Consider the following 23,802-nt stretch of genomic DNA (forward strand, 5'->3'; position numbering starts at 1 on the left):
AAATTTATGTAGTTCATCCATAATATAAGTTTACCATAGTTGTTGTTGAATTAGGACTAAATTTGTCAAAAAACCCGACTATTTCACTACCCAAAAAGTTAATTTACTACTTTTTCTGTCGATTTTTTGTATTTTTCCCGGGTAGCTTCCCCGCCACGCAGGTGTCGTACCGATTTATGGTACTCTAAGATCTCCTTTACATTATTGGCCAGCTCCGGGTTGATTTCAGGCAGTCTTTCCGTCAAATCCTTGTGGACAGTACTTTTAGAAACACCGAATTCCTTCGCGATCATTCGAACGGTTTTTCTTGTCTCCACGATATACCTGCCTATCTTGATGGTTCGTTCTTTGATGTAATCGTGCACACCACTCGCCTCCCCAAATTGGATGTAAGAGGTGCGAAATGAGACTTCGTTATCAAGGCTGCGAAATGTTAAATTGTCATCCCCCTGCAAATAAAATGACTGCTAAGCCCGCACGCAGCTCTACTTAGACTTCTCATCGCGGTCCCCTAATGTTCGTTTTGTAACATTTTATTAGACAGGGAGAGGTTATATACCTAAAAGTCAAGTGGGACAAGGGAATTTGTTTTAATTTTTGGTCAAGATTCGGGTTAGGACAGGGGCAAATAGGCTATTTCAAAGGTATTCAAAATACTGGGCAGCCCTAGTACAGTCAGGTATTTCCGTAGTGTTTCACAATATCTTATCGGGTTTTTCGCAGTGAATCCTGTTTTCACAGTTTCTCCCCCCGGTTTCGCAGTAAATCCTGGTGTTCGCTTGTATTTTTCTGCTTGGTCTGGGATTCGAGGGAAATTGTTGCTTTAACCTGCGTCACTTTTGCGATGTGTTCAATTTTCGCATCATAAATAACCCGAATAATCATTCAATAATGTAAGATTTACGTCCGTAAATATTCGAATAACTCGATTCGCAGCTATGCAACCAAATTGACACCTTTTCCTTCCTACGCAAAAAAGAGCAGCCGATTGAAGCTGCTCTTCCAAATCATTTTTCACATCTTCCTTCATTTCTCCCTCTTCTAGGTCCCAAAGCGTGTTTCCTGATACAGCTTTCCTTCCTTCAACTTAGCTCTCCCTGGAAATACATAGTCTCTGTCGTCATCCCCTTGTTGTCTATGGATATGATCTGAACAGACATATCGGGAAAGGATTGGTACATTTGACGATACAGCCATTCAGCCTTCGTTTCTTCTGCAAAGCAAGCAATCGTTGAACCCGCTCCGCTTAACGCGACACCAAAAGCACCATTTCGTTCCGCTATCCGCTCAACCAATTCATAATGCGGAAGCAACGGCTTTCGGTAAGGTTGATGGTATCGATCTCCTTTCATCATTTTTCCGGCCAGCTGCCAGTCTTGCTTCAGTAATGCTGCAATGAGAACGTTCGATACACCCCCTGCCTTCACTGCCTCAGAAAAACTTAACCGTTCCGGAAGCACTTCCCGGGCCTTTTCTGTTTTTAGCTCTTCTTCAGGCGAAACCGTTACGACGCAAATTGGCAGTTCATCAATTGGCAATAACTCTATTCCTTCATCCGTCTCACAACTTACTACCAGCCCGCCATATAGTGAAGCGCCGACATTGTCAGAATGGCCTTCATAGTGCGTTGCTAGTTCAAGCTTGCTTTTTTGTGAAAGCCCTAAGTTCCCCACTACATCCGCTAATTCGATGCCAGCCACAATAGCTGCAGCGCTCGAACCAAGTCCCCGCGCTAAGGGGATATCGCTTTTCACTTGGATTGAACACGGTGCGAGGTCGACACCGAATGCTGTACATGTCTCGATCGCGATTCGTACGATGAAATTCCTCTCGTCTTTCGGAAAATCCTCTAAAGACGGTGAGAGAGCTGCCACTTCCCAAAGATGATGATGGGAAACATACAACGTTAAATAGCGATTGAGTGCTAAACCGATCGAATCGAACCCCGGACCAAGATTTGCAGTACTGGCTGGTACAGTTATTTTCCAGCCCATATTGTTCATACGCCGATCGTTCCTTTTATATACTCTGTTACCGCATACCGATCGTTCGGCAGCTTCACCGGTTGCACAGGACTCTCTGACATCGCTGTTACGGGATCCTTCAATCCATTCCCGGTCAATACCAACACAATTCTTTCACCATGTTTCAGTTTATTTTCGGCATGTAGCTTTCGAATTCCGGCGAGGGAAGCACAGGAAGCCGGTTCTGCAAAGATCCCTTCCTTTGCCGCAAGCAGCTGATAAGCTTCGACAATTTCCTTGTCGCTCACCTTGTCAATATGGCCCGCTGACTCATTCAGCGCATTAAGGGCAAGATTCCAGCTCGCCGGGTTACCGATGCGTATCGCTGTAGCCAGCGTCTCGGGGTGTGGGAAGATGCGGTCATGAACAATTGCAGCCGCGCCTTCAGCTTCAAAGCCATACATTTTTGGCAACCCGAGCTCCTTCGCCTGATGGTATTCTTTAAACCCTTTCCAGTAAGCTGAAATGTTACCTGCATTTCCAACAGGGATGGCCAATATGTCCGGTGCTGCGTCAAGTTGTTCGCACACTTCAAAAGCTGCCGTTTTCTGCCCTTCTATCCGGTATGGATTCACTGAGTTGACGAGTGTCACTGATTCTTCCTCACTAATCGTCCTTACCAATTTCAACGCCTCATCAAAGTTCCCTTCAATCGAGATGATTTCAGCTCCGTACATGACCGCTTGCGCCAGCTTTCCCTGCGCGATTTTCCCATCTGGGATGACGACGATACACTTCATCCCTGCTCTTGCTGCATAAGCGGCTGCGGAGGCGGATGTATTCCCCGTCGAAGCACAAATGATGGTGTCGCTCCCTGTTTCTTTTGCTTTCGCTACAGCTAAAACCATCCCTCGATCCTTGAAGGAGCCAGTCGGATTCGCTCCCTCCACCTTACCGTAAAGTTCTACTCCTAGTTCAGTCGAAAGCGATTCAAGCTTGATGAGGGGGGTATTCCCTTCATTCAAGCTCAGTTGTGGAGTCTCTTTTGTTACTGGCAAAAAAGATTGAAATCCTGACAGTAGACCGCCCCAACCATTCATGAAGCGTTGCCTCCTTCTACGCGATATGTGCTTTTCACCTGGTAGACAGCCTCTAAATCTCTTAATTCCATGAGGATCGTTTCAAAATTCTTCAAAGATGCGCTATGCGTGACTATGACGATTTCTGCTTTTTTCTCTTTTTGAAGGGGATTTTGTAGTACTTTCTCGAAACTTGCTCCGTTACGGGAAAAAACAGATGTAATGTTCGAAAGTACGCCTACTTCATCCTCCACATGTAAACGAAGGAAATATTTCGAGTATATTTCTCCGCTTTCTTTAAGATTTTTGGGAAATTGAGGGCTGACCGCACTTTGCCCGTTTACACCCAAGCGCATGTTCTTCATGACCTCTACTAAATCGGAAACGACCGCTGTCGCAGTAGGAAGGCCACCTGCCCCCGGTCCGTAGAACATCGTTTCCCCGACTGCTTCCCCATAAACATATACGGCATTGTATTCATCGTGAACAGAGGCTAATGGATGTGAATCCTCTAACAAAGTAGGCTGCACATTGACTTCTACGCGGTCAACTTCACGATGAGCATATCCGATCAGTTTCATCGTATAACCTAACTGTTTCGCATATTGCAGGTCATCTCCGGTAACCTCGGTGATTCCTTGGACCTTTACATCATCCAAATCAATATTCATTGAAAAACCGAGTGTTGATAGAATTGCCATTTTACGGGCGGCATCAAGACCTCCCACATCTGCTGTAGGATCGGCTTCCGCATACCCGAGAGCTTGAGCCTCTGATAGGACATCATCAAAAGAACGCCCCTCTTTTGTCATCTTTGTCAAAATAAAGTTAGTTGTACCATTTACAATTCCCATCATCTTCGTAATTCGGTCTGACGCCAATCCATCTACTAAACTACGTAAAATCGGGATGCCTCCAGCCACGCTTGCCTCGTAAAACAGATCACATTCATTCTCAGCAGCAAGAGCCAATAATTCTGGGCCGTAGACCGCCATCAGATCCTTATTTGCGGTGACCACATGCTTCTTCTGTTGAAGCGCCTTGACTAAGTACCCTTTTGTTGTTTCTATGTCCCCCATGACTTCTACGATGATGTCAATTTCAGGATCTAATAGAACGTCTTCCGGGTTAAGCGTTAATTTGGAGGGATCAACATCTACATCTCTGACTTTGTTGACCTCTTGCACAAGAGCCTTTTTAATATTCACAGGGCATCCTATTTGATGCATCAGCTTGTCTTGATGACTTTCAATGACTTTGACAACCCCGCATCCGACTGTACCTAATCCTAATAAACCTATAGATATTGATTCCATCCAACCAACCTTTCCTTCACATCCCTCATACACGGACATTTGTTTTTGTATAGTGGACATTATAAGTAAGACTATTACTTATTACAATAGGTGATTTCAATAGTTTCCTAATGTAAAGGCTTTCATCATAGCCATAGCAGCATTAAAAGAATTTTCATAAATCTGAACAATCAAGTGATTAGGATCCTGTTTCAACTGTTAAGCTTCTCTCGTAAGTGCAGTACCTGCTCATCCACAATCCCTTTATGAACAAGTTTCCCAACAACTGTAATATTTACCGGCATGATCATTTCATGCTACATCGATCGCATTGCCTATTTTCATCTTTTATCATGGTAGAGAGAAATGGTTCCTTCAGGCATTATTCGACAGGATTAGTCGTTTCAAAGGGCTTGATAACGGGAAATCTATAGTGTATGTTAAAGTTAGAATTTTCTGATAAAACCAAACATCTGCTCAGCCTTAAACTTCGAGCGAACGCTTCCATCCAACAATCAACAATCGCTACACTCGCATACTACCGAACAATATTGAAACAAACCAAATTAGAGGAAGGGGACATGCAATGTTTAACACGTATAAAACTGAATCGTTTTTTGACGAAATGCTCCAGGAAAAAGGTAGGCCGAGAAAGCACTATCAGGTTTTACATGACCGGCTGAGCTCCCTTCCCCCGGATGAACTCCAACATCGGCACGAAGCAGCTCAGCAAAATTTTCTTAGGCAAGGTATCACTTTTACCGTATACAACGACCAGCAGGGATCGGAGCGTACCATTCCTTTTGATTTTATCCCGAATATCATTCCGAAACATGAATGGAGGCATCTCGAAAAGGGGCTGATCCAACGAGTAAAAGCCTTAAACCTTTTCTTAGATGACATTTATAATGACCAACAAATTTTAAAGGATGGAATGATTCCTCGCGATCTCGTTGTCACATGCAGCCACTTCTACCCGCAAGCAACGAAAATCAAAGCCCCGCGCAGAAACCATGTATTTATGGCTGGGATTGACTTGATCAAGGATGAACAGGGTGAATTCCGTGTACTTGAGGATAATTTAAGAAACCCGTCAGGACTTTCTTATGTCTTTCAAAACCGTCATGTCATGCGGCAGATTTTCCCGGACTTTTTTCAGGACTATAACATACTCTCTCTTGAAGACCAGTTTACTCATATTCATGATGCACTATCATCGATTGCTCCGAACAATGCCCCCAACCCGAACATTGTGCTGCTTACACCAGGTGTCTATAATTCCGCCTATTTCGATCACAGCTTCATTGCCCAGCAGCTCGGAATCGAACTCGTGGAAGGCCGGGATCTCCTTGTCCGGGACCGCACCGTTTATATGAAAACGACGAGGGGATTGAAACGCGTCGATGTCATTTATCGCCGAATCGATGACGATTTTCTTGACCCACTGGAGTTCCTTCCTGACTCGATGCTTGGCGTTGCCGGGTTGATGGATGCCTACCGCGCTGGGAATGTCACGATCTGTAACGGCGTTGGAAACGGTATTGCCGATGACAAAGCGATCTATCATTACGTCCCAAGCATGATCCGCTATTACCTTGGCGAGGAGCCGCTGATTAAGAATGTAGAAACGTATTTCTTACGGGACCCGGAGCAACGGGATTATGTCCTAGCCAACCTCGACAAGCTTGTTGTAAAACAAACCGATGCTTCCGGCGGGTACAACATGCTGATCGGCCCCCATGCAACAATTGAGGAACGTGATCGATTCCGTAAAAAGATCGAACAGGCTCCTGCTCATTTCATTGCCCAACCGGTCGTTCAGCTTTCGCGCCTTCCCGTGTTCCGTGGCGATCGATTTTCTGGCTGCCATATCGACCTTCGTGCGTTCGTATTCAATGGTGAGCGTCCGCATGTGTTCCCAGGCGGACTGACACGAGTAGCTTTAAAGGAAGGGTCGCTCGTCGTCAACTCGTCTCAGGGCGGCGGCGCAAAGGATACGTGGGTTACGACCGATTAAATACGTGGAGGGATAAGGATGTTAAGTCGAGTTTCCAATTCACTTTACTGGATGTCACGCAATATTGAACGTGCTGAGAACACCGCTCGCCTGATCTCAGTTCGTCTGATCGGCAGTATCGAACATGAGGAAAACCATTGGGACGAACTTATTTCGATCAGCGGAGCGAATGACGTTTTTGAGGAGCATTTTGAACGGTATGATGCGCATTCCGTTATGGATTTCATGTCGTTTTCAACGCACAATCCGAACTCGATTCTTAATTGTATAAAATTAGCGCGAGAGGATGCCCGCGCGATCCGTGAAATCATTCCGCAAGAGTTTTGGGAGATGATCAATACATTCTACTGGGATGTCAGGCAATATAAACAAGAGAATTGGAACGTCGACACGATCGATCATTTTTATCAGATGATCATTCGGCAGTCTGCCCTGTTTCAAGGGATGGTCGAAGCAACACTCTCCTTCGATGAAGCGTACCTTTTTATCAAGATGGCAAAATTCATTGAGCGTTCAGAGAAAACTGCTCGTATTTTGAATATTTATTATTACCGTTCCGAGGATCCTGACCATAATGACCCGTCCTTGTACCGGCATTGGTATGCAGTTCTGCAGTCGGTCAGCGGGCATGAGGCGTTTTTGAAAAAGCATCGCCCCTTTATCAACGGAGAGCGCGTAATTGAATTCTTACTGTTCGATGATGCGTTTCCACGCTCGATTCAATATTGCTTGGACCAAGTGTATGATGTGTTTCAGGAGCTTGAAAACGGGAAAATCGAGCACTACTCGGCAGAGCTGAACCAGTTGATCGCACACATGCGAAACCGGTTCCGGGAGATAACCCTTGTTGAAGTTCTGACCGAAGATATCCACCAATTTTTGCAGGACTTCCAGCAGGACTGCTTTAAGCTCGGCCGCCTCATCAATAAAACCTACTATTTAGGAGAAATCAAAGTATGAAATATAGGATCACACAGCATACACATTACTCATATGAACAACCAGTGAGCCAGAGCATCAATCAAATCCGCTTGAAACCGATCGATGATATGAAGCAGGAATGTCTCTGTTTTCAAAAGGAGATCAAGCCGGATGTCCCCTCTTATGTGCATTACGATTATTGGGGGAATCATGTCGAGACGTTTTATGCGTGGGAGGACCATGATCAGCTATTGATCACCACGACGTCAGAGGTGATCATCGATCCGCTTACGTTTGTCAGTTCACTCTCATTCAGCCCACAAATGCTTGAGGCGTTTTGCTCAGCAGGTTTTCAACAGAGATATGCCGAGTTTTTAACGAAAACGTATTACACAACGCTCGATGATGTGGCATGTGAACGGTTGACGTCACCTCTTTGGGATCAGGCGGCGAATCCTTTTGAGTATGTAAAATTGGTGAACGAGTACATATATGAGACGTTCACTTACAAGCCTGGGAGCACGACGGTTCAAACGACAGCCGCTGAGATTCTTGAAAAAAAGGAAGGCGTTTGCCAGGATTATACGAATCTGATGCTGGCGTTATGCCGGTACCGCGGGATTCCTGCTCGTTATGTGAGCGGTTATTTATATATCGGGGAAAATTCGGCGATGCGCGGGGATGCTGCGACTCATGCCTGGGTTGAGGTGAAAATGCCTTCAGCAGGCTGGATCGGGTTTGATCCGACGAACAATGTGCTCGCAAAAGATCAGCATATCCGTGTTGCGGTCGGACGAGATTACGCTGACATTGTCCCGCTGAAAGGTGTGTACCAAGGCGGCGTTCAGCACCTTGATGTGAAGGTGAGCGTCTCTGCAATTGAGGAAAATGTGAATGCTTGAGTTGGGGGTTAGTGGAAGTCACTCATCGATATACTGGATAACCTCATTTATGTAGGTGTCTAAAGGCCGCCCTGTATCAACGAAGAGGCACTTACTGTTCGTTGGCCGTATACTCTTATTGATCCATTCCTTAAACAAACGTTCAGATGCGATTTGTTTGATCTGACTTTTCATCCGTTTACGGTTCTTCAGTCTCTTATCAATTACTGCTGAATCATTCAGGTGACACTCCACATATTTATAGTTCGCTCGATGCTTCTTAGAAAGATGTAAGCCCCTCTCCACTCCTTCTGTATAAAAACAGGGACTATCAAGGATGACACTATGACCTTGAGCCAAATGCGAGTCGATCAATGACCACTCGATATTGTAAGCAATTGGACCCGAAGCGCTAACGTCAAGATGGTTAGCTTCCATCGATTCCAATAAAGCAGATTTTACTACATCGTGATCGATCACAATCGCATCTGTAAGTTTTGAGATTTGTCTTGCTAGCGTTGATTTTCCTGAACCCGGAAATCCTGACATTTGAAGAAAAAACACGAAATCCACCAACCTAATAAACAAAAAACACATGGAAATTTTCATCGTGAAAATCCATGTGTTTTTTTGTTGTGTATTGTAGTTCCCAAGACTGGATTTTTGATTAATTGTTGATGTAGCGTTCGAAAATCGAGCCGAAATCCTTGATGCTGTACTTATCCTTGTTGTCAACAAGCCATGCGAACGCTGTTTCGTTAATTTGCTTGAATTCATCCGATAGCTTGCTCTCTTCACTTCTGCTATTGCTGAGTGTTGATGAAGCATAATCGAGACTTTGGCGCGCATAGTTGAAGTATGTTTCATTGTCACGTGTGATTTCTGCAATTTTCAGTAATGCCTTGTATAAATCCTTCAATTCCTCGAGGTGCTGTTTATGTACATCGATGCTGTGGATCACTTCCCCCATCTTGAACTTGATTTCAACATCTCTATCCATCGTTCCCGCTGTTTCAAGCTCAACATTAGAAAATTTGTTATGGCGATAATCAAAACGCCTTAGTGTACGTTTTTTACTGGCCGCACTTGTTCCGTCCACATGGATGAGCGCTTTGTTTGTGAAGCAGTATTCATCTGACTTTGACTTGATCAAAAAGTAAATTTTCTCGTCATCTTCATGCATTACGTAATCGTCAGAATCTACCTTATCGTAGTCTTGAGGTTTAATAACTTTCCCGACATCACTAATTCCGAGGACATCAGAGGCTACTTTACCAAACATTCAATCAACCCTTTCCATTTAATTGGGATTTCCCTAAGATTATACCAGATTACTCCGTTTTTGTGTTTAAGACAGACGGGTGCTCTACTGGATTTTTTTCATATAATTGAGGATTTCGAGATCGATGAGTCCTCGCTTTTGCTCACGTTCTTCAAAATTCTCACGGTGTACGAACACTCGTAAGGCATCCTCAACCGCAACCTGTGTATGGTTTGCTTTTTGTTCGAGGAAACCTAGACGTTCGAGTTCATTAGCGAGCTCGCTGTACACGTCTCCCTTGATTTCTGCAATGCTTTCTTTTTTAGATGGTGAAAAATAAAGCTGGTGCAGATCATGGATGCGAATCAATTCTTTGATCGGTTCAGGATGGTCGTCGACCCGTAGATCAATAGCACGGTCATTAAACCCGCCATAGCCGCCTTCTTCTCTTACGATGAGAAGTGCAGCTGATTGCTTGCCTCGACTGTCTCCACCAGCTTGCTGGCCGGCATCCAATGCTTTTAAAAGGCGCTCGGCGAGGGTTCCTTCTGTACGTTCGAACGTTTCGCCCATCGCATCTACAGTTTCTTGGCTCACGAGAATGTTACCCTGTGCTGCATTATGATGTCCTGTCCGTCCTCCAGCCCAGTCGTAACAGTCATTGCCTGTGAATGTAGCAGCATTTCCGTTTGCATCCACAACCCCAACCTGACGGAGTTCACGTTCCTCATCTGGTTCAGTGAGCAGCTTGATCGTTTCTTCCGCTGTTTTTCCTGATGCCATATACTCGAGGCCTTGTGGACCATAAGACGTGTTCGCATAGGATTGCGTCGCGACAGCACCGATTCCAGCCTTCGCCCATGGCACTACCGACCCGACACCGATGAATTTGGATTGAACGGCAATGCCAAGCTCTTCTGTTTTCGGGTCATAGCCGACAATCGAAAAGGTCGCAACAAGATCATTTGGTATTTTGCCAGTATACATGAAATCTCTCCCTCTCATTACATTTAAACTATTATCCTTTTAACTTCTTTAACAATTGACAATTTCCTGCTTGATAAGTCGACAAACTTCGGGCGGTGCCTGTCACTTTTCGATTGGTAACGGAGGCTTTTGTCATATATTCGGGATAAAAAGTATAGGACTTTTGAAAGGGTTTTCAGAAACTTTGTTGAATTCTAACTATAAGATTAGTAGTAAAACTATTAGTCTGAAAGTATTACATATCTTGGGAGGGATTTTGTTGAAAAAGAGGAAATTAGTATCAACAGCAATGGCAGTTGCAATGGGATTAAGCACCCTTGCAATGGGTGCTTTTTCGCCTGCTGCAAATGCGGATGCTGAAGCTGCGCTTAGCAGCGTCAAAAGTTCTTACGGTGCTCCAATCGATCTTGGAATCGCCAACGATGAAAGACTCATCGAAATGTTGAAAGAAAACGGCACGATTGCAGAAGACGCAACACCTGCTGAAGCCGAAAAAGCTTTGAAGAAGTATCTGAAGGAAAGATCAGCTAATGGTGGAAAAGACAAAGGTGAACTTGCTGACGAAAGGCAAAAAACAATTAATGCGTTAAAAGAGAAAGCTTCAGAGAACGGCCTTACAAGCGGAAAAGGAAACAAGCTTGGACAAGCTGATGAAGTTACTCCAGTTGAAGAAGAAGATTGGAACGGCAGTCAACGCGTTGATAACGTTCTAGTTTTATTGATTGAGTATCCTGATTTTGTGGCAGATAATATCCAGTCGGGAGAAACGGATATGTATTATGAAGAATATCCAACATCTCATTATCAGGATATGATCTTCGGTGGTGAAGATGGCTATTACACAGGACCGGACGGGGAGAAACTAATCTCGGTACGTGAATATTATGAACAACAATCTGGGGGTAGTTATTCCATCCAAGGTACAGTAGCCGGTTGGTATACAGCAAAGAAGCCTGCTGCGTTTTACGGTAATAATGCTGATGGCGATGCACGCGCACTTGTAAAGGAAGCATTGTTAGCAGCTGCAAATGACCCAACTGTAGACTTAAGTCAGTTTGACCAGGAAGATCGTTATGATTTGAATGGTAATGGGGACTATCGTGAACCAGACGGATTGATCGACCATTTGATGGTTGTTCATTCGAGTGTAGGCGAAGAAGCTGGTGGTGGACAGTTAGGTGAAGATGCAGTTTGGTCACACCGTTGGTCACTAGCAGGACCTACAACGCTCCCTGGAACTGAAGCAGAAGTACCGTACTGGGGTGGAACTTTAGCTGCTTATGACTACACAATTGAACCTGCAGACGGAGCAGCTGGGGTATTTGCCCACGAATACGGACACGATCTCGGTCTCCCGGATGAATATGATACAGTTTACTCTGGAGCGGGCGAACCAGTTTCATACTGGTCAATCATGTCAAGCGGTAGTTGGGCAGGAACAATCCCAGGTACAGAGCCGACTGGATTCAGTCCATATGCAAGAGAATTTTTACACAACTCCATGCCAGATAGTAACTGGTTAACTGGAACAACTATTAATGCAAATGACGTTACCAGTGAAGGAACAACTGTACTGCTTGACCAAGCAAACAGTAAAGGAACAAACAATGATGCAGTTCGAGTTGACTTGCCTGAAAAAGCGACCGTTATAAATACTCCTGCTGCTGGTTCCTATGAATATCATAGCGGCAAGGGGGATGAGATCGACCATAAGATGGTGACATCAGTCGATTTAACAAATGCGACAAATGCGACTCTTGATTATGATGCGTGGTATAATATCGAATCGAATTGGGACTTTGCAATGGTTCAGGTATCCACTGATGATGGAGCAACCTGGGAATCGCTAACTACGCCGAATACAAGCTCCGATATCGTTTCCGATGGATATCCAGCAATCAAAGAAAACTTACCTGGCTATACCGGTTCAAGTAACGGATGGATTCATGAAAGCATCGACCTCAGCAATTATGCTGGTCAAGCAATCCTTGTACAATTCCGTTACATGACTGACTGGGGGACGAACCTTAACGGACTTTATGTCGATAACATTAACGTAACCGTAGACGGCGCTCAAGTACTTAATGACGGTGCCGAGACTAATGAAAGTCCATTCAATTTTGGCGGGTTTGTAAAGGATGATGGTCAGTTCACATCGAACCACTATTATCTGCTTGAATGGAGATCCCATAACGGGGTAGACCAAGGACTCGCACACATCAGCCGAGGAGATAGTATCATGTCCCACAACCAAGGCCTTGTCGTCTGGTATGTCGATGAGTCTTACGATAACAACTGGACTGGTGTCCACCCTGGTGATGGATTCTTAGGAATAGTCGATGCGGATCAACACGCAAATTACTGGAGTGATAAAGCTGTCGGATCTACTCGTTACCAAGTACATGACGCAGCATTCAGCTTGAACAAATCAGAAAAAATGTTTTTAGACTATCCTGGTCAATTCACTATGAAAGACAACTTCACAAAACGAAATCCGTTATTCGATGACAGTGCTGACTGGAGCAATCCAGGCCTTGTCGACGCTGGACGTAATGTTCCAGAATACGGCTTGAAGTTCCGTGTTGTCGGTCAAAGTGATGACATGACTGTAGGTAAAGTATTGATTTTCAAATAAAAAATCTGTCTTAAGTGAATTAAATTGAATGATAACCCGAATTGTGGTCACTACAAAGTCCACATTCGGGTTATTTTTTTTCGACAAATGTCGGGTAGTGACCACAGGCACCTGTCGAACAAAAGAAAGAAGCTCTGGAGTTTCCCCAGAGCTTGTCTAATGTTCGTTTTGGATTTGTTAGGCGCTTTCCGATACTCGGGAAGCGTCTGTTTGATCCTCGTCCTCAATTGAATTTTCCTGTGGTTGAGCGTCGTCAGTTTCATCAGCCGAGTCAGTTGAAGATCCCGTATCGGCACCTTCACCTTCAGGTTGGGTTCCATCATTCGTGTTTGCATCATCAGCTTCTGCTGGGTCAGATGTAACATCTTGATCAGCCTCAGCTTGATCCGTAGATGCTCCTTCATCCCCAACTGTACCTGCTTTTTCCTCTGCTGATTGCTTTTGATCCGGAATGTCAGTCACCGTTTTGTTGAAGTAATCTAATGGATTCACTGCGACTCCATCTTTACGTACCTCAAAGTGAACGTGAATTTTGGCTTCCTTATCAAGTAGGTTCATACCTGCAGTTCCAAGTACTTGTCCTTGCTTAATAGTGTCACCTTTTTCAACCTGAACATCCGCTAGACTAGAATAGTGTGTTACCACGCCGTTGTCATGTTCGATGTGTACGACATACCCAAGGAGTGGCTCCTGGTCAGCTTTTACGACTTTTCCGCTTAAGCTTGCCATCACATCAAATGGTTCACCGCTCTCAGTAGCATAGTTGATTCCTTTGTTCTGGAAGTAGGTATTATTATAGAATACGAGAGCTGCTTCTTGTTCTGCTGCAGATGCTTCACTGTCATAAAACTTCCTTTGAACGTTGACAGCCGCTTTATCCACTGGCGATTTGAACACTTCGGAATCTGAAACTGCTGGTACAGCTTCCTGGTCTTCAAAACCTGCTGGATCAGCTTCTTCATTAAGATTTTCGCCAATGCTGTTCTGATACCAGAGAACCGATGCTAAGATTACTGCTGCGAACCCAAGATATACTGCTGGATAAATCCAACGCTTCTTTTTGTACCACTTTGTGTTTAGAGGACGAACGGATTTTTTGTTTTCTTCTTCTCTCATTTGTCATCACCTCAGCAACATTGTGGGCAGAATTCTTGGATTCTATACATTTTAGTAACATTTTCCTGAATATTTTTTCGACAAACAGGGGAAAGTAACAGGTTATTTATAAAAAGAGGCTTTATTTCGGGTTAAAAACAGGGTTTAAGTTAATTAGAGGAAGACATTTAAACGATGTATTGGACATTTATTAAGGAATAAAAAGAGATGGTTCGTTTTCTGTGTAAAAATCATTCGTTAAATGCAATTTTAGAAGAAAAATCAAATTACTATTGAATTAAACTGACGTTTTGGGTGAATTATTCACTTCCACCTGATCTAATAACGATAATTCAAACATGGATTCCGATATATCAACCACGAATGGAAATATATCTACCACGCAATCCATTTTATCAACCACAAATCGAATTATATCGACCACTGAACACAATATATCGACCACGCATAGTAATAAGGTCCTGAAATCACTTCTCATTCTTGCTGAAAAATCATATCGTTACCTAATGCACAAAGGAAGCTCAGCAATCGCCGAGCCGTTGTCATAATAAAGCCTTGTACTTATTCTACGCGCAAAAAACCACAGCCTCCCTCATCGGAAGCTGTGGTCACTTTTCACGATCAAATTAGTTCAGTTTTGCAGTGTAGGCTTTCGTATCTGTTATGCTGACGCCATTGTAATAGTGTTTCACAATTTCCTTATATGTTTTTCCTGCTTTCGCCATCCCATTTGCGCCGTATTGACTCATACCGACACCGTGGCCGTATCCTCTTGTTTGCACAATGACTTTATCATCCTTCTTAACCATCGTAAAGTCGGTGGACCTCAATTCTAGACCGTCTCGTATATCTCTTCCATTTAATTTTTTTCCATCGATTTCAATCATATCGATGTAGTTTCCAGATGTTCGTGACAATACCTTTCCGATTTCTCCGTCATCTTTCAACTGAACATTCAGCTTTTGCTCAACTAATGAAACGGGGAGTACATGTTTATACGTATATTTCGGTGATTGCTTATCCCATGGACTTTCCACACTTTTTAAATAAGGAAAGGCAGTCGAGTAGTAATCCTCTGAATTCTGGGTAAATCCATTGCTCGTCGAAAAGAATAACGCATCGATAGGCTTTCCTTCGTAAGTGATGACCTTTCCTTCTGTTTCCTTTACCGCTTTTGCTATTTTGTTGATTTTCCACGCGTAATCCTCTGGCCATATTTGCTTCAGTTCCTCGTCGCTTTTATATACCTGATGCATTTTTGTGTCGGTAACATCCGCACCTTCAGGTAAATTCAAGTCTGTTTCATGTAAAAGCATTTTAATAATATAAGTGCGAGCGGTCAGTGCCTGTGCCTTTAACGCCTGCATTTCAAAGTCTGCTGGCATTTCTGCTGCTACGACTCCTTTTACATACTCTTCAAGCGGAAGCGTATCGACTTGCTTAGCATCCGTTCGATAAACGGAGACATCGACAGATGAATTAAAGACAATCGGTTGACTTACAGGTACACTCTCAACCTTAGGCGAGACGGTAGAAATCGATTTTCCGTTAAATGGTAATACAAGTAAGGACGGAATCAGCAATATTAACGTCATTAGTCCAAATATAATAAAATAAAAAGGTTTCCGGTTTCGAATAGGCTTCATCAAATTCCCCCAATATAGTGCGTTTTATAGTATAGCTTATGGGGGTGGACAACCTTTTAGAACATTTTTGAACGTATTCATCAGTCATATTTAAAGCGGAGATAAGGAAGGTTGGCCTCACGGTGAGTACACACTTATGGTTTATAGAAAAAATCCAGCGAAACCCTCCCTATGAACGGTTCATACTTATTGTTTGAAGCCAGAATCCACATAAACCCTCGTTATGATCAGTTTATAACATACTAAATTGAGGATTTTCTTTGTGCAAATCTTCCTCTTGAAATCTATATCAACGTAAAAAAAGCCGCCCTCAGACAAGTGGACGACTTTCATCACCATTATAAAATTATGCCATATTCGGCTTTGCTTTAAGCTGAGCAGTTGTAGCTTCCTTCGCCACTTCCTCAATTTCTTCCTTCACTCGTTCAACATCTGCACCTAGAGCAGACAGCTTGCCTGTAAAGTCTACGTACCCTCGATCAAGATGATGGAGTTCAGTGACACGCGTATACCCATCAGCAATCAGACCGGCTAAGATCAGCGCTGCCCCAGCACGTAAGTCCGTCGCAGCCACTTCTGCCCCTTGGAGCTGTGCGGGTCCATTGATGACAGCTGAACGTCCTTCGATTTTAATATCACCATTCATACGTCGAAATTCTTCCACATGCATAAAGCGGTTTTCAAAAACGGTTTCTGTGATGACACTTGTACCGTTTGCAGCTAATAGCAGTGCCATCATCTGCGACTGAAGATCTGTAGGGAATCCTGGATGTGGCATCGTTTTAATATCTACTGGCTTTAAAGTCTCTGGCCCGATGATACGCAGACCAGTTTCTGTTTCTTCAATCTTGACACCTGTTTCTTCCAGCTTCGCAACTAGAGGTGTGAGGTGTTCCTGTACAGCGTTTTCGATCGTAACATCTCCACCGGTAATCGCTGCGGCAACCATAAAGGTACCTGCTTCAATACGGTCTGCGATGACAGAATGTTCTGCTGCATGCATTTCCGGAACGCCTTCTATACGGATCGTACCTGTTCCAGCACCTCGTACTTTCGCGCCCATTGCATTCAAATAGTTCGCAAGACAGACAATTTCAGGTTCTTTCGCAACATTTTCAAGGATAGTCGTGCCTTTAGCCAGGGATGCGGCCATCATGATGTTTTCGGTAGCGCCGACACTTGGAAAATCAAGATAAATCTTCGCGCCTTGAAGACGGCCGTCTACACGCGCTTCAATAAAACCGTTCCCGATCTTAACCTTTGCACCCATTGCTTCAAATCCTTTTAAGTGCTGATCAATCGGGCGTGATCCAATCGCACAGCCTCCTGGGAGTGCAATTCGAGCAATCCCTACTCGTGCCAGCAATGGGCCCATTACGAGAAATGATGCTCGCATTTTTCGAACATATTCAAATGGTGCTTCAGTTTTCAACGGTTCACTTGCGTTTACCTTTATCTGATTGTTTGAATACTCAGCATTCACATTTAAATAACGTAATACTTCTTGAATTGTGTACACATCCGCTAGGGCCGGCACCTCCGAGATTGTGCTTGTGCCTTGACGAGCTAAGATGGATGCTGCGATGACAGGCAGTACGGCATTTTTTGCTCCTTCTACTTTGATGGAACCTTCTAACCGCCTACCACCACGGACGATGATTTTTTCCAACGTATTCCCCTCCGCGTCCAATTTCTATATTTATATTAATATTCAGTCGTTATAATCGGTGTTCCTATTGTAATGGTTGTCTTTCCGCCTATTCCGTGAGTTCGTAATCCTATTTGTAAGTTCATCTTTTGCTGATCTGTTAAAATTGAGTGCTTCCATTGGTCAGTATATGCTGATAAGGACAGAAATGTCTCTTCATATAATGCTTCGACTGTAGTAGCGTTGAATGACTGAACGAGTTGTTTCGCCATTTTCTGCAAAACAATATCAATTGTACCAGAGTCTGTCCCTTGTACACAAGTATAAATAGAAGGGGATTCACCTAAAAACCACTGGACTTTCTTCCTGAATTCAGGTTTGAATGAATCCCAAACCTGAGAATTCCAGTCGTGTCCTTCAACTTCATAAATAATGTACGTTTTATACTGTTTTTTGTGGGGGTATGCGAACACGGAGACTCGTTCCTTGATTCCTGATGAATGGATGTTGAAACCAGTGACACTCCAATGTTCATTCGACTCGATAATTTTCTCCCAGTTGAAGCTTGGCGATTTTGCCTGCAGGCTTTCTACAACATTCACATACCCAGTAAAGTCAGATACAAAACCAGATGTCGATTTACCGTATAAAGACCAGTTCTTGATGTCGATATCTGATTGTTGCATCACACTGGTAATCTGCACTAAAGCTTGATCATTCCAATTACTTTGTTTCGCCTGTGCTCCTGAAAAACATGCAAGCAAAATCGTCAACATTAAACCAGTCATAAGAACTTTTTTCCCCATCTTCCTTCACTCCTCTCCTTATTACCATTTTGGCCAGGAGAGAGGTGTTCATACATGGAAGATGTAGTCAAGTTCCGACAGATTATTTTTACGGGCAAAATAATGAAAAAAGCAGACTTCGGCTATGCTTCTAAAATATTGGGTTTCCTCTTATCGAGAAGCCGTTTTCCCTTGCTTAAAGTAGAAGTCTAAGCTGCAGGGACCACGAGAGATAGTTTAAAAAGAAGGTACTGACCAATGAAGAAATTGCAATTGTAAGCAAGATCATGATTACACGAGCTTGCTGTACGTTTCCCTTTTTTATAAACTTTTCAAAATGAATACCTTGAATGGCCCACCACGTAATCACAACAAATAAAATGTTGACGAGGATGTTTAATAACGCTTGTTGTCCAAATGGAACCATTGAAAGACCCCCAAACCGTATGTATTCCAACTAACCCTTTCGACAAAACCTTCCATTATCCTTCATTCTTTTTTATAAGATCGTTATTATTTCAACAAATTCATCCTTTTGTCCTATTAATCCGCTATTTCCCGAGAAATATTCGACTTTTTTATTCGACAGGTGACTGTCAGTTCGTCAAACTTGTCGAATAAAAAAACACCTGAAAGCTCGATGCTTTCAGGTGTTCTAGATTTGAATCTTTATTTTGGTGGTGCAAACAGATCGTTCATGCTAAATCCAGAATGGAAGAAGTCGAGTGCTGCTGACGGATAAATACCGAACAACAATGTTCCGACCGTACAAATAACGATCACAATAATGAGCCCGATCGATGGACGGATCCGATCGTCGATGCCTTTTCGGAAATAAATCTGGACCAACACATTAAAATAGTACACATATGAGACGACTGTTGTGGCAATCATCACGGATGCGAGGATGTAATGTCCAGTTCCGAGTGCACTCATGAAGATTCCGAATTTACCAATGAATCCTGCAGTAAATGGAAGCCCTGCAAGAGAGATGATGAATACCGCCATCATAAATGCAGTCAATGGGGCTCTCTTATTCAAACCAGCAAATGCCGTAAAGTCTTCCGATTTCTCCCGTTCTGTCACGAATTGGATCACCGCGAAGGCTCCGATATTCATCAATAAGTACGCAAGCAAGTAAAACCATGTCGTTTTAAACACGATCGAAGACAACGATACGAATGGAACGAGCACGTAGCCTGCGTGAGCAATGCTTGAATAGGCGAACATGCGCTTGATATTCCGTTGTCTCAAAGCAACGACATTTCCGATAATCATTGTCAAGCCAGCGATTATCGCGATATATGGCTGTATGTCCAACAGGACTTCATTATGCCATCCACGGGACCCCAAGAAAATGACAAGGAATATTTTTAAAATCAATGTAAATCCAGCCATTTTTGAAACGACGCTTAAGAATGTCGTTACTGGTGTTGGAGAACCTTGGTAAACATCCGGCGCCCACATATGGAACGGGGCAGCGGAAATTTTAAAGGACAATCCCACAAACATCATGACAAATGCCATTACGACTAAAAATCCATTTGCCTCGACGCGAGGGTCGGCCAGCATCTCACTGATTCGGTATAGATTTGTTTGGCCGGTCAACCCATAAATATAGCTCATCCCGAACAAGGTAATCGCTGTGGCAATCCCGCCGTTCACGACATATTTAAAGGCTGCTTCGTTCGAATGCAGATTTTTCTTTCGCATTCCAGCTAAAATATAAGAAGAAATCGATAGCAGCTCGAGACCGACGAACAACGTGATGAGGTCGGCACTGGATGCCATCATCATTGCCCCTAATAATGCTGTTAACAAGAGATAATAAAATTCCCCTCGGTATGCCCAATTGCTCTCGCCTTCAAAATCAAAGGCAAGTAACAAAATCATTGCTGTCGCTACTAAAAACAGCAGCTTAAAAGCAAGCGCAAATGAATCGAAGCGGTACGTATCCATGAGGATGCTCGATACCGGATCCCCGATTTGCAAGACGCCAAACACAATGGCGATGATGATCCCTGCCAGCCCGAGTAAGGCTAATGGCTTCCGACTTGCTTTATCAGGCATGAACAAATCAATCAGCGACAACAGTATGGCGGCAATCAAGATCGTGAATTCAGGGGCCATGATCTCCCAGTTAAAGCTTAGCAGTCTTTCTAAGTTCATACGACAGCCCCCCTGCCTGCCATCATGGCGTTAATCGTTAGCTGCAGCATATCGGATAGGATTGCTGGATAGACACCGATCAATACGATCAAAAGTGTCAAGACCAGCGCCGGCACCCAATCTACAAAGCGTGGTTCCTTAAGATGTAACAGTGTTTCCTTCGTTTCTCCGAATGTCATACCAAGTACGGCACGAAGCATATATACGGCGGTTAAAATGATTCCGAGTGTCCCGACTGCAGCGAGAACTGGCATTTCTTTAAATAATCCTAAAAAGGCCATGAACTCACTGACGAAGCCGGACATCCCCGGTAATCCGAGTGAGGCTAATCCGCCTACCAGCAAAAAGCCAGCGGTGATCGGCATGACTTTAGCCATTCCGCCGAGATGTGTAATGAGTGATGTGCCGGTCCGTTCATAGATCAATCCGACTAAAAAGAACAATAATGCCGAGATTAAGCCGTGTGAGACGACCTGGAACATCGCGCCTTGTACTCCTGCACCATTCAAGCTCGCAAGTCCGATCAGAACGATTCCCATGTGCGATACACTGGAATACGCTAATACTCGCTTGAAGTCGACTTGTACGAAGGCGATGAATGCACCGTACAGCAGGTTGAACACACCTAGGAGCGCAATCCAGAACGCGATCATTTTAAACTCTTCAGGGAAAAATCCGATCCCGAATTGATACAAGCCGTATGCACCGATTTTCAAGAGAATCCCTGAGTGAATCATAACAATCGATGGTGGTGCTTGAACGTGCACTTGAAGCATCCAGGAATGAAGCGGAACGATCGGCAGCTTCACACCAAACGCAACTAACAGAGCAATCAGTAAGCCCAGCCGGAATTCGTCTCCGATGTACATTCGCTCCAACAATTCTGGTGGTTGACCAAAGAACGCAGATAATCCTGTATAATTCATCGTCCCTGTTTTCATATAAAGGATGATGAATACGATTAACAAGATCGCTGAACCGAGTCCGTTATAGACTAAAAAGCTATACGCTGCCTTCTCCCTATCAATATATCCCCATTTTCCGATTAAAAAGAAGGTCGGGATCAACGTGATTTCGAAAAAGATAAAGAACATGAGAAGGTTTTGTGATGCAAAAACCCCGAGCATTCCGAGTTCCAACAAGAGGAACAGCATGAAATACCCTTTCCAATTTTCCTTTATCCAGACCGATGCAGCAGCGGCAAGCGTTGAGACGATTGCTGTCAAAAGCAACAGAACAACCGTTAACCCGCTTACCCCAAGGTCATAGCTGATTGTAAAATCGCCGCCATTCTGGAAGCCTTGGATTTGAAAGTCGATCCAGCGATACTGTTCAGCAAACTGGATGTTTTCGATTGCCTTATCGAACCCGAAATACGCGATAGACGAAAGCGCTAGCGGAAGTAACGTTGCTAAAAAGCCAACCCACTTCAATAGCTTTTCCTCTGTTTTTGGCATAAAAGCTAACACTAGGATTCCGATTAATGGGGAGAATACAAGTGCTGATAAAAGAATCGATTCCATTATGATAAGTACCCCCCTAACCAAGCGACAACAAGCAGTAAGATCGCCATTCCTGCAAATGCAACCGAGCCGTAGAGCTGAACCTGCCCGTTTTGAAAGCGCGAACCGATTTTACTTATCCACTCAATTGACCCTTTCACAAATGCGACGAGCCCTTCGACGACAAAGCGGTCGATATAGTACCAGAAATAGCTGAATGCTCTTGTTCCTTTTACAAAACTGTAGTCATACGTTTCATCAACAAAATATTTGTTCAACAAAATGTAATGAAGGTCTGGTGCGGATTCCGACAGTCTCGTCACCTTTTTCTTCGAATAAACGAGCCATGCCATCAGAATTCCGAGTAACGATACCCCTGTTGCAACGACCGGAATCCACCAGTGTGTTTCATGATGATGGATCTCAACCGCAGGATTTTGCGCGAGAAAATCGCCTAAATAGGTTGCAAACGGTGTGTTGATGAATCCTCCGACAATCGCCAGTATCCCAAGTACAATCATCGGGAACGTCATTGACACTGGAGATTCATGTACGTCTTCTTTCTTTTCTGCTCTTGATTCACCTGTGAATACGAGAAAGAACAAGCGGAACATGTAAAATGCCGTTAAAAATGCTGCTGCTACCGCAATCCAGAATAATCCGTATCGTCCATCTGCATACGTTACCGCGAGGATTTCATCTTTACTGAAGAACCCTGAAAGCAGTGGAACACCGGAGATTGCCATTGCCCCGATTAAAAACAACGGTGCGGTCCACTTCATTTTTTTCCAAAGACCGCCCATCTCATGGATGTTTTGCGTATGTACAGCGTGAATCACCGATCCTGCTGCAAGGAATAACAATGCTTTAAAAAACGCATGTGTCGTTAAGTGGAAAACACCTGCGACATAGCCGGATGAACCGAGCGCTAGCATCATGTAACCGAGCTGACTGACTGTCGAATAGGCAAGCACGCGTTTAATATCTGCCTGAGCTAACCCGATTGTTGCGGCAAAAATGGCGGTAAAGCCACCGACTACAGCAACGGTCGTCATAGCTGTTTCTGATGCCTCAAAAAGCGGAAACATCGCTGCAACGAGGTAAACCCCTGCTGCGACCATCGTTGCGGCGTGGATGAGTGCCGAAACTGGTGTTGGACCTTCCATCGCATCTGGAAGCCATGTATGTAACGGAAATTGACCGGATTTTCCGATTGCTCCAACAAAAATGAGAATCGCTGTCAACGTAATCCAACCTTCTGAAATGTCTCCTGCTGCGACTGCATTAAAGATTACATCAAATTCAAAGCTTCCGACCTGCCAAAACAGTAGAATCATCCCGATGAACAGGCCGACATCCCCGATACGGGTCATGATGAATGCTTTTTTTGCGGCAGAACGGGCTTCCCTTTTATAAAAGTAATACCCGATCAATAGAAATGAGCCGAGTCCGACGAGCTCCCAGAACACGTAAAGCTGAAGCAGGTTCGGGGAAAGAACGAGCCCGAGCATCGCAAAGGTAAAAAGTCCAAGATAAGCGAAAAAGACCGGAAAGCGATCATCGTCATCCATGTAGCCTCGTGAATATACTTGGACTAGAAAGCTGACGAGTGAAACGATGACAAGCATCAATGCGTTCAGCGGATTGACTAAATATCCAGCTGATATCATCGTCTCCCCGAACGTCAACCAGTTGATTGTATCCTTGACGGGTTCTCCGCCCCATTGACTCATGAAAACAACGATCGATAATACGAGTGATCCGAGTGTCAAGAGTGCTCCGACGTGTGCGGAAGCCTTTTTTAACCTACGACCAAACAGTAAGAGAAGGACGAAGGATAAGAGCGGTAACACTGGAATAAGCCAGATTATAGGGTTCATTATTTCGACCTCCTTC

19 protein-coding genes are annotated in these 23,802 nt (G+C 44.0%); 4 read left to right on the forward strand and 15 right to left on the reverse strand.

Features of this window, described 5'->3' with window-relative positions; translation table 11 throughout:
- Window positions 1–98: 98 nt before the first annotated feature.
- From spoIIID to MOJ78_RS19415, 4 genes are all read right to left on the reverse strand, one after another.
- A complete protein-coding gene (spoIIID, locus tag MOJ78_RS19400) occupies window positions 99–365 on the reverse strand; it encodes a sporulation transcriptional regulator SpoIIID (RefSeq protein ID WP_304978965.1) in 267 nt (88 codons plus the stop codon).
- A gap of 717 nt (window positions 366–1,082) precedes the next feature.
- Window positions 1,083–2,003, reverse strand: a complete 921-nt coding sequence (gene thrB, locus MOJ78_RS19405; RefSeq protein ID WP_304978966.1) for a homoserine kinase — start codon at window positions 2,001–2,003, stop codon at window positions 1,083–1,085.
- A complete protein-coding gene (gene thrC / locus MOJ78_RS19410) occupies window positions 2,000–3,064 on the reverse strand; it encodes a threonine synthase (RefSeq protein WP_304978967.1) in 1,065 nt (354 codons plus the stop codon). The genes thrB and thrC overlap by 4 nt, the downstream gene beginning before the upstream one ends.
- The gene (locus MOJ78_RS19415) at window positions 3,061–4,359 is read right to left on the reverse strand and encodes a homoserine dehydrogenase (protein ID WP_304978968.1); all 1,299 of its coding nucleotides are present in this window, start codon (window positions 4,357–4,359) and stop codon (window positions 3,061–3,063) included. The genes thrC and MOJ78_RS19415 overlap by 4 nt, the downstream gene beginning before the upstream one ends.
- Window positions 4,360–4,924: 565 nt before the next feature.
- Between MOJ78_RS19415 and MOJ78_RS19420 the strand changes: the two genes are divergently transcribed.
- From MOJ78_RS19420 to MOJ78_RS19430, 3 genes are read left to right on the forward strand one after another with little or no spacing between them, the layout of a single operon-like run.
- Complete coding sequence (locus MOJ78_RS19420; RefSeq protein WP_304978969.1) at window positions 4,925–6,355, forward strand: circularly permuted type 2 ATP-grasp protein; 1,431 nt, start codon at window positions 4,925–4,927, stop codon at window positions 6,353–6,355.
- An 18-nt stretch (window positions 6,356–6,373) separates the two neighbouring features.
- Complete coding sequence (locus tag MOJ78_RS19425) at window positions 6,374–7,315, forward strand: alpha-E domain-containing protein (RefSeq protein ID WP_304978970.1); 942 nt, start codon at window positions 6,374–6,376, stop codon at window positions 7,313–7,315.
- Window positions 7,312–8,178 carry a transglutaminase family protein gene (locus tag MOJ78_RS19430; protein ID WP_304978971.1) on the forward strand — a complete coding sequence of 289 codons (867 nt, stop codon included), beginning with the start codon at window positions 7,312–7,314 and terminating at the stop codon, window positions 8,176–8,178. The genes MOJ78_RS19425 and MOJ78_RS19430 overlap by 4 nt, the downstream gene beginning before the upstream one ends.
- Before the next feature lie 18 nt (window positions 8,179–8,196).
- Here MOJ78_RS19430 and MOJ78_RS19435 read toward each other — a convergent pair whose 3' ends face one another.
- The 3 genes from MOJ78_RS19435 to MOJ78_RS19445 all read right to left on the reverse strand — a co-directional run bounded on the left by MOJ78_RS19435 (window position 8,197) and on the right by MOJ78_RS19445 (window position 10,405).
- Window positions 8,197–8,721, reverse strand: coding sequence for a P-loop nucleotide/nucleoside kinase family protein (locus MOJ78_RS19435; protein WP_304978972.1), 525 nt, complete (start codon window positions 8,719–8,721; stop codon window positions 8,197–8,199).
- Between the two features lie 103 nt (window positions 8,722–8,824).
- Complete coding sequence (locus tag MOJ78_RS19440; RefSeq protein ID WP_304978973.1) at window positions 8,825–9,439, reverse strand: PH domain-containing protein; 615 nt, start codon at window positions 9,437–9,439, stop codon at window positions 8,825–8,827.
- Window positions 9,440–9,523: 84 nt separating this feature from the next.
- On the reverse strand, window positions 9,524–10,405 hold the full coding sequence (locus MOJ78_RS19445; protein ID WP_304978974.1) for a DUF1028 domain-containing protein: 882 nt from the start codon (window positions 10,403–10,405) through the stop codon (window positions 9,524–9,526).
- Between the two features lie 259 nt (window positions 10,406–10,664).
- Here MOJ78_RS19445 and MOJ78_RS19450 point away from each other — a divergent pair, with 259 nt between their 5' ends.
- Window positions 10,665–13,040, forward strand: coding sequence for an immune inhibitor A domain-containing protein (locus MOJ78_RS19450; RefSeq protein ID WP_304978975.1), 2,376 nt, complete (start codon window positions 10,665–10,667; stop codon window positions 13,038–13,040).
- A gap of 177 nt (window positions 13,041–13,217) precedes the next feature.
- On the opposite strand, the gene MOJ78_RS19455 is transcribed toward MOJ78_RS19450, so the two are convergent.
- The 8 genes from MOJ78_RS19455 to nuoL form a co-directional block, all read right to left on the reverse strand.
- Window positions 13,218–14,156 (reverse strand): stage II sporulation protein SpoIIQ, encoded by a 939-nt coding sequence (locus MOJ78_RS19455; protein ID WP_304978976.1) that lies wholly within the window; start codon window positions 14,154–14,156, stop codon window positions 13,218–13,220.
- Window positions 14,157–14,782: 626 nt separating this feature from the next.
- On the reverse strand, window positions 14,783–15,802 hold the full coding sequence (gene spoIID / locus MOJ78_RS19460) for a stage II sporulation protein D (protein WP_304978977.1): 1,020 nt from the start codon (window positions 15,800–15,802) through the stop codon (window positions 14,783–14,785).
- Between the two features lie 346 nt (window positions 15,803–16,148).
- Window positions 16,149–17,471 carry a UDP-N-acetylglucosamine 1-carboxyvinyltransferase gene (gene murA, locus MOJ78_RS19465; RefSeq protein ID WP_304978978.1) on the reverse strand — a complete coding sequence of 441 codons (1,323 nt, stop codon included), beginning with the start codon at window positions 17,469–17,471 and terminating at the stop codon, window positions 16,149–16,151.
- A 35-nt stretch (window positions 17,472–17,506) separates the two neighbouring features.
- Entirely contained in the window at window positions 17,507–18,256 is a 750-nt protein-coding gene (locus tag MOJ78_RS19470; protein WP_304978979.1) for a YwmB family TATA-box binding protein, read from the reverse strand.
- 175 nt (window positions 18,257–18,431) lie between these two features.
- Entirely contained in the window at window positions 18,432–18,662 is a 231-nt protein-coding gene (locus MOJ78_RS19475; protein WP_304978980.1) for a DUF1146 family protein, read from the reverse strand.
- Window positions 18,663–18,904: 242 nt separating this feature from the next.
- Window positions 18,905–20,404 (reverse strand): NADH-quinone oxidoreductase subunit NuoN, encoded by a 1,500-nt coding sequence (gene nuoN, locus MOJ78_RS19480; protein WP_304978981.1) that lies wholly within the window; start codon window positions 20,402–20,404, stop codon window positions 18,905–18,907.
- The gene (locus MOJ78_RS19485; RefSeq protein WP_304978982.1) at window positions 20,401–21,927 is read right to left on the reverse strand and encodes a complex I subunit 4 family protein; all 1,527 of its coding nucleotides are present in this window, start codon (window positions 21,925–21,927) and stop codon (window positions 20,401–20,403) included. The genes nuoN and MOJ78_RS19485 overlap by 4 nt, the downstream gene beginning before the upstream one ends.
- Window positions 21,927–23,786: an NADH-quinone oxidoreductase subunit L gene (nuoL, locus tag MOJ78_RS19490; protein ID WP_304978983.1), complete on the reverse strand. Its 1,860-nt coding sequence runs from the start codon at window positions 23,784–23,786 to the stop codon at window positions 21,927–21,929. Before nuoL ends, MOJ78_RS19485 begins: the two co-directional genes overlap by 1 nt.
- Window positions 23,787–23,802 lie beyond the last annotated feature (16 nt).

This window comes from Alkalihalobacillus sp. AL-G (assembly GCF_030643805.1).
Lineage (GTDB): Bacteria > Bacillota > Bacilli > Bacillales > Fictibacillaceae > Pseudalkalibacillus.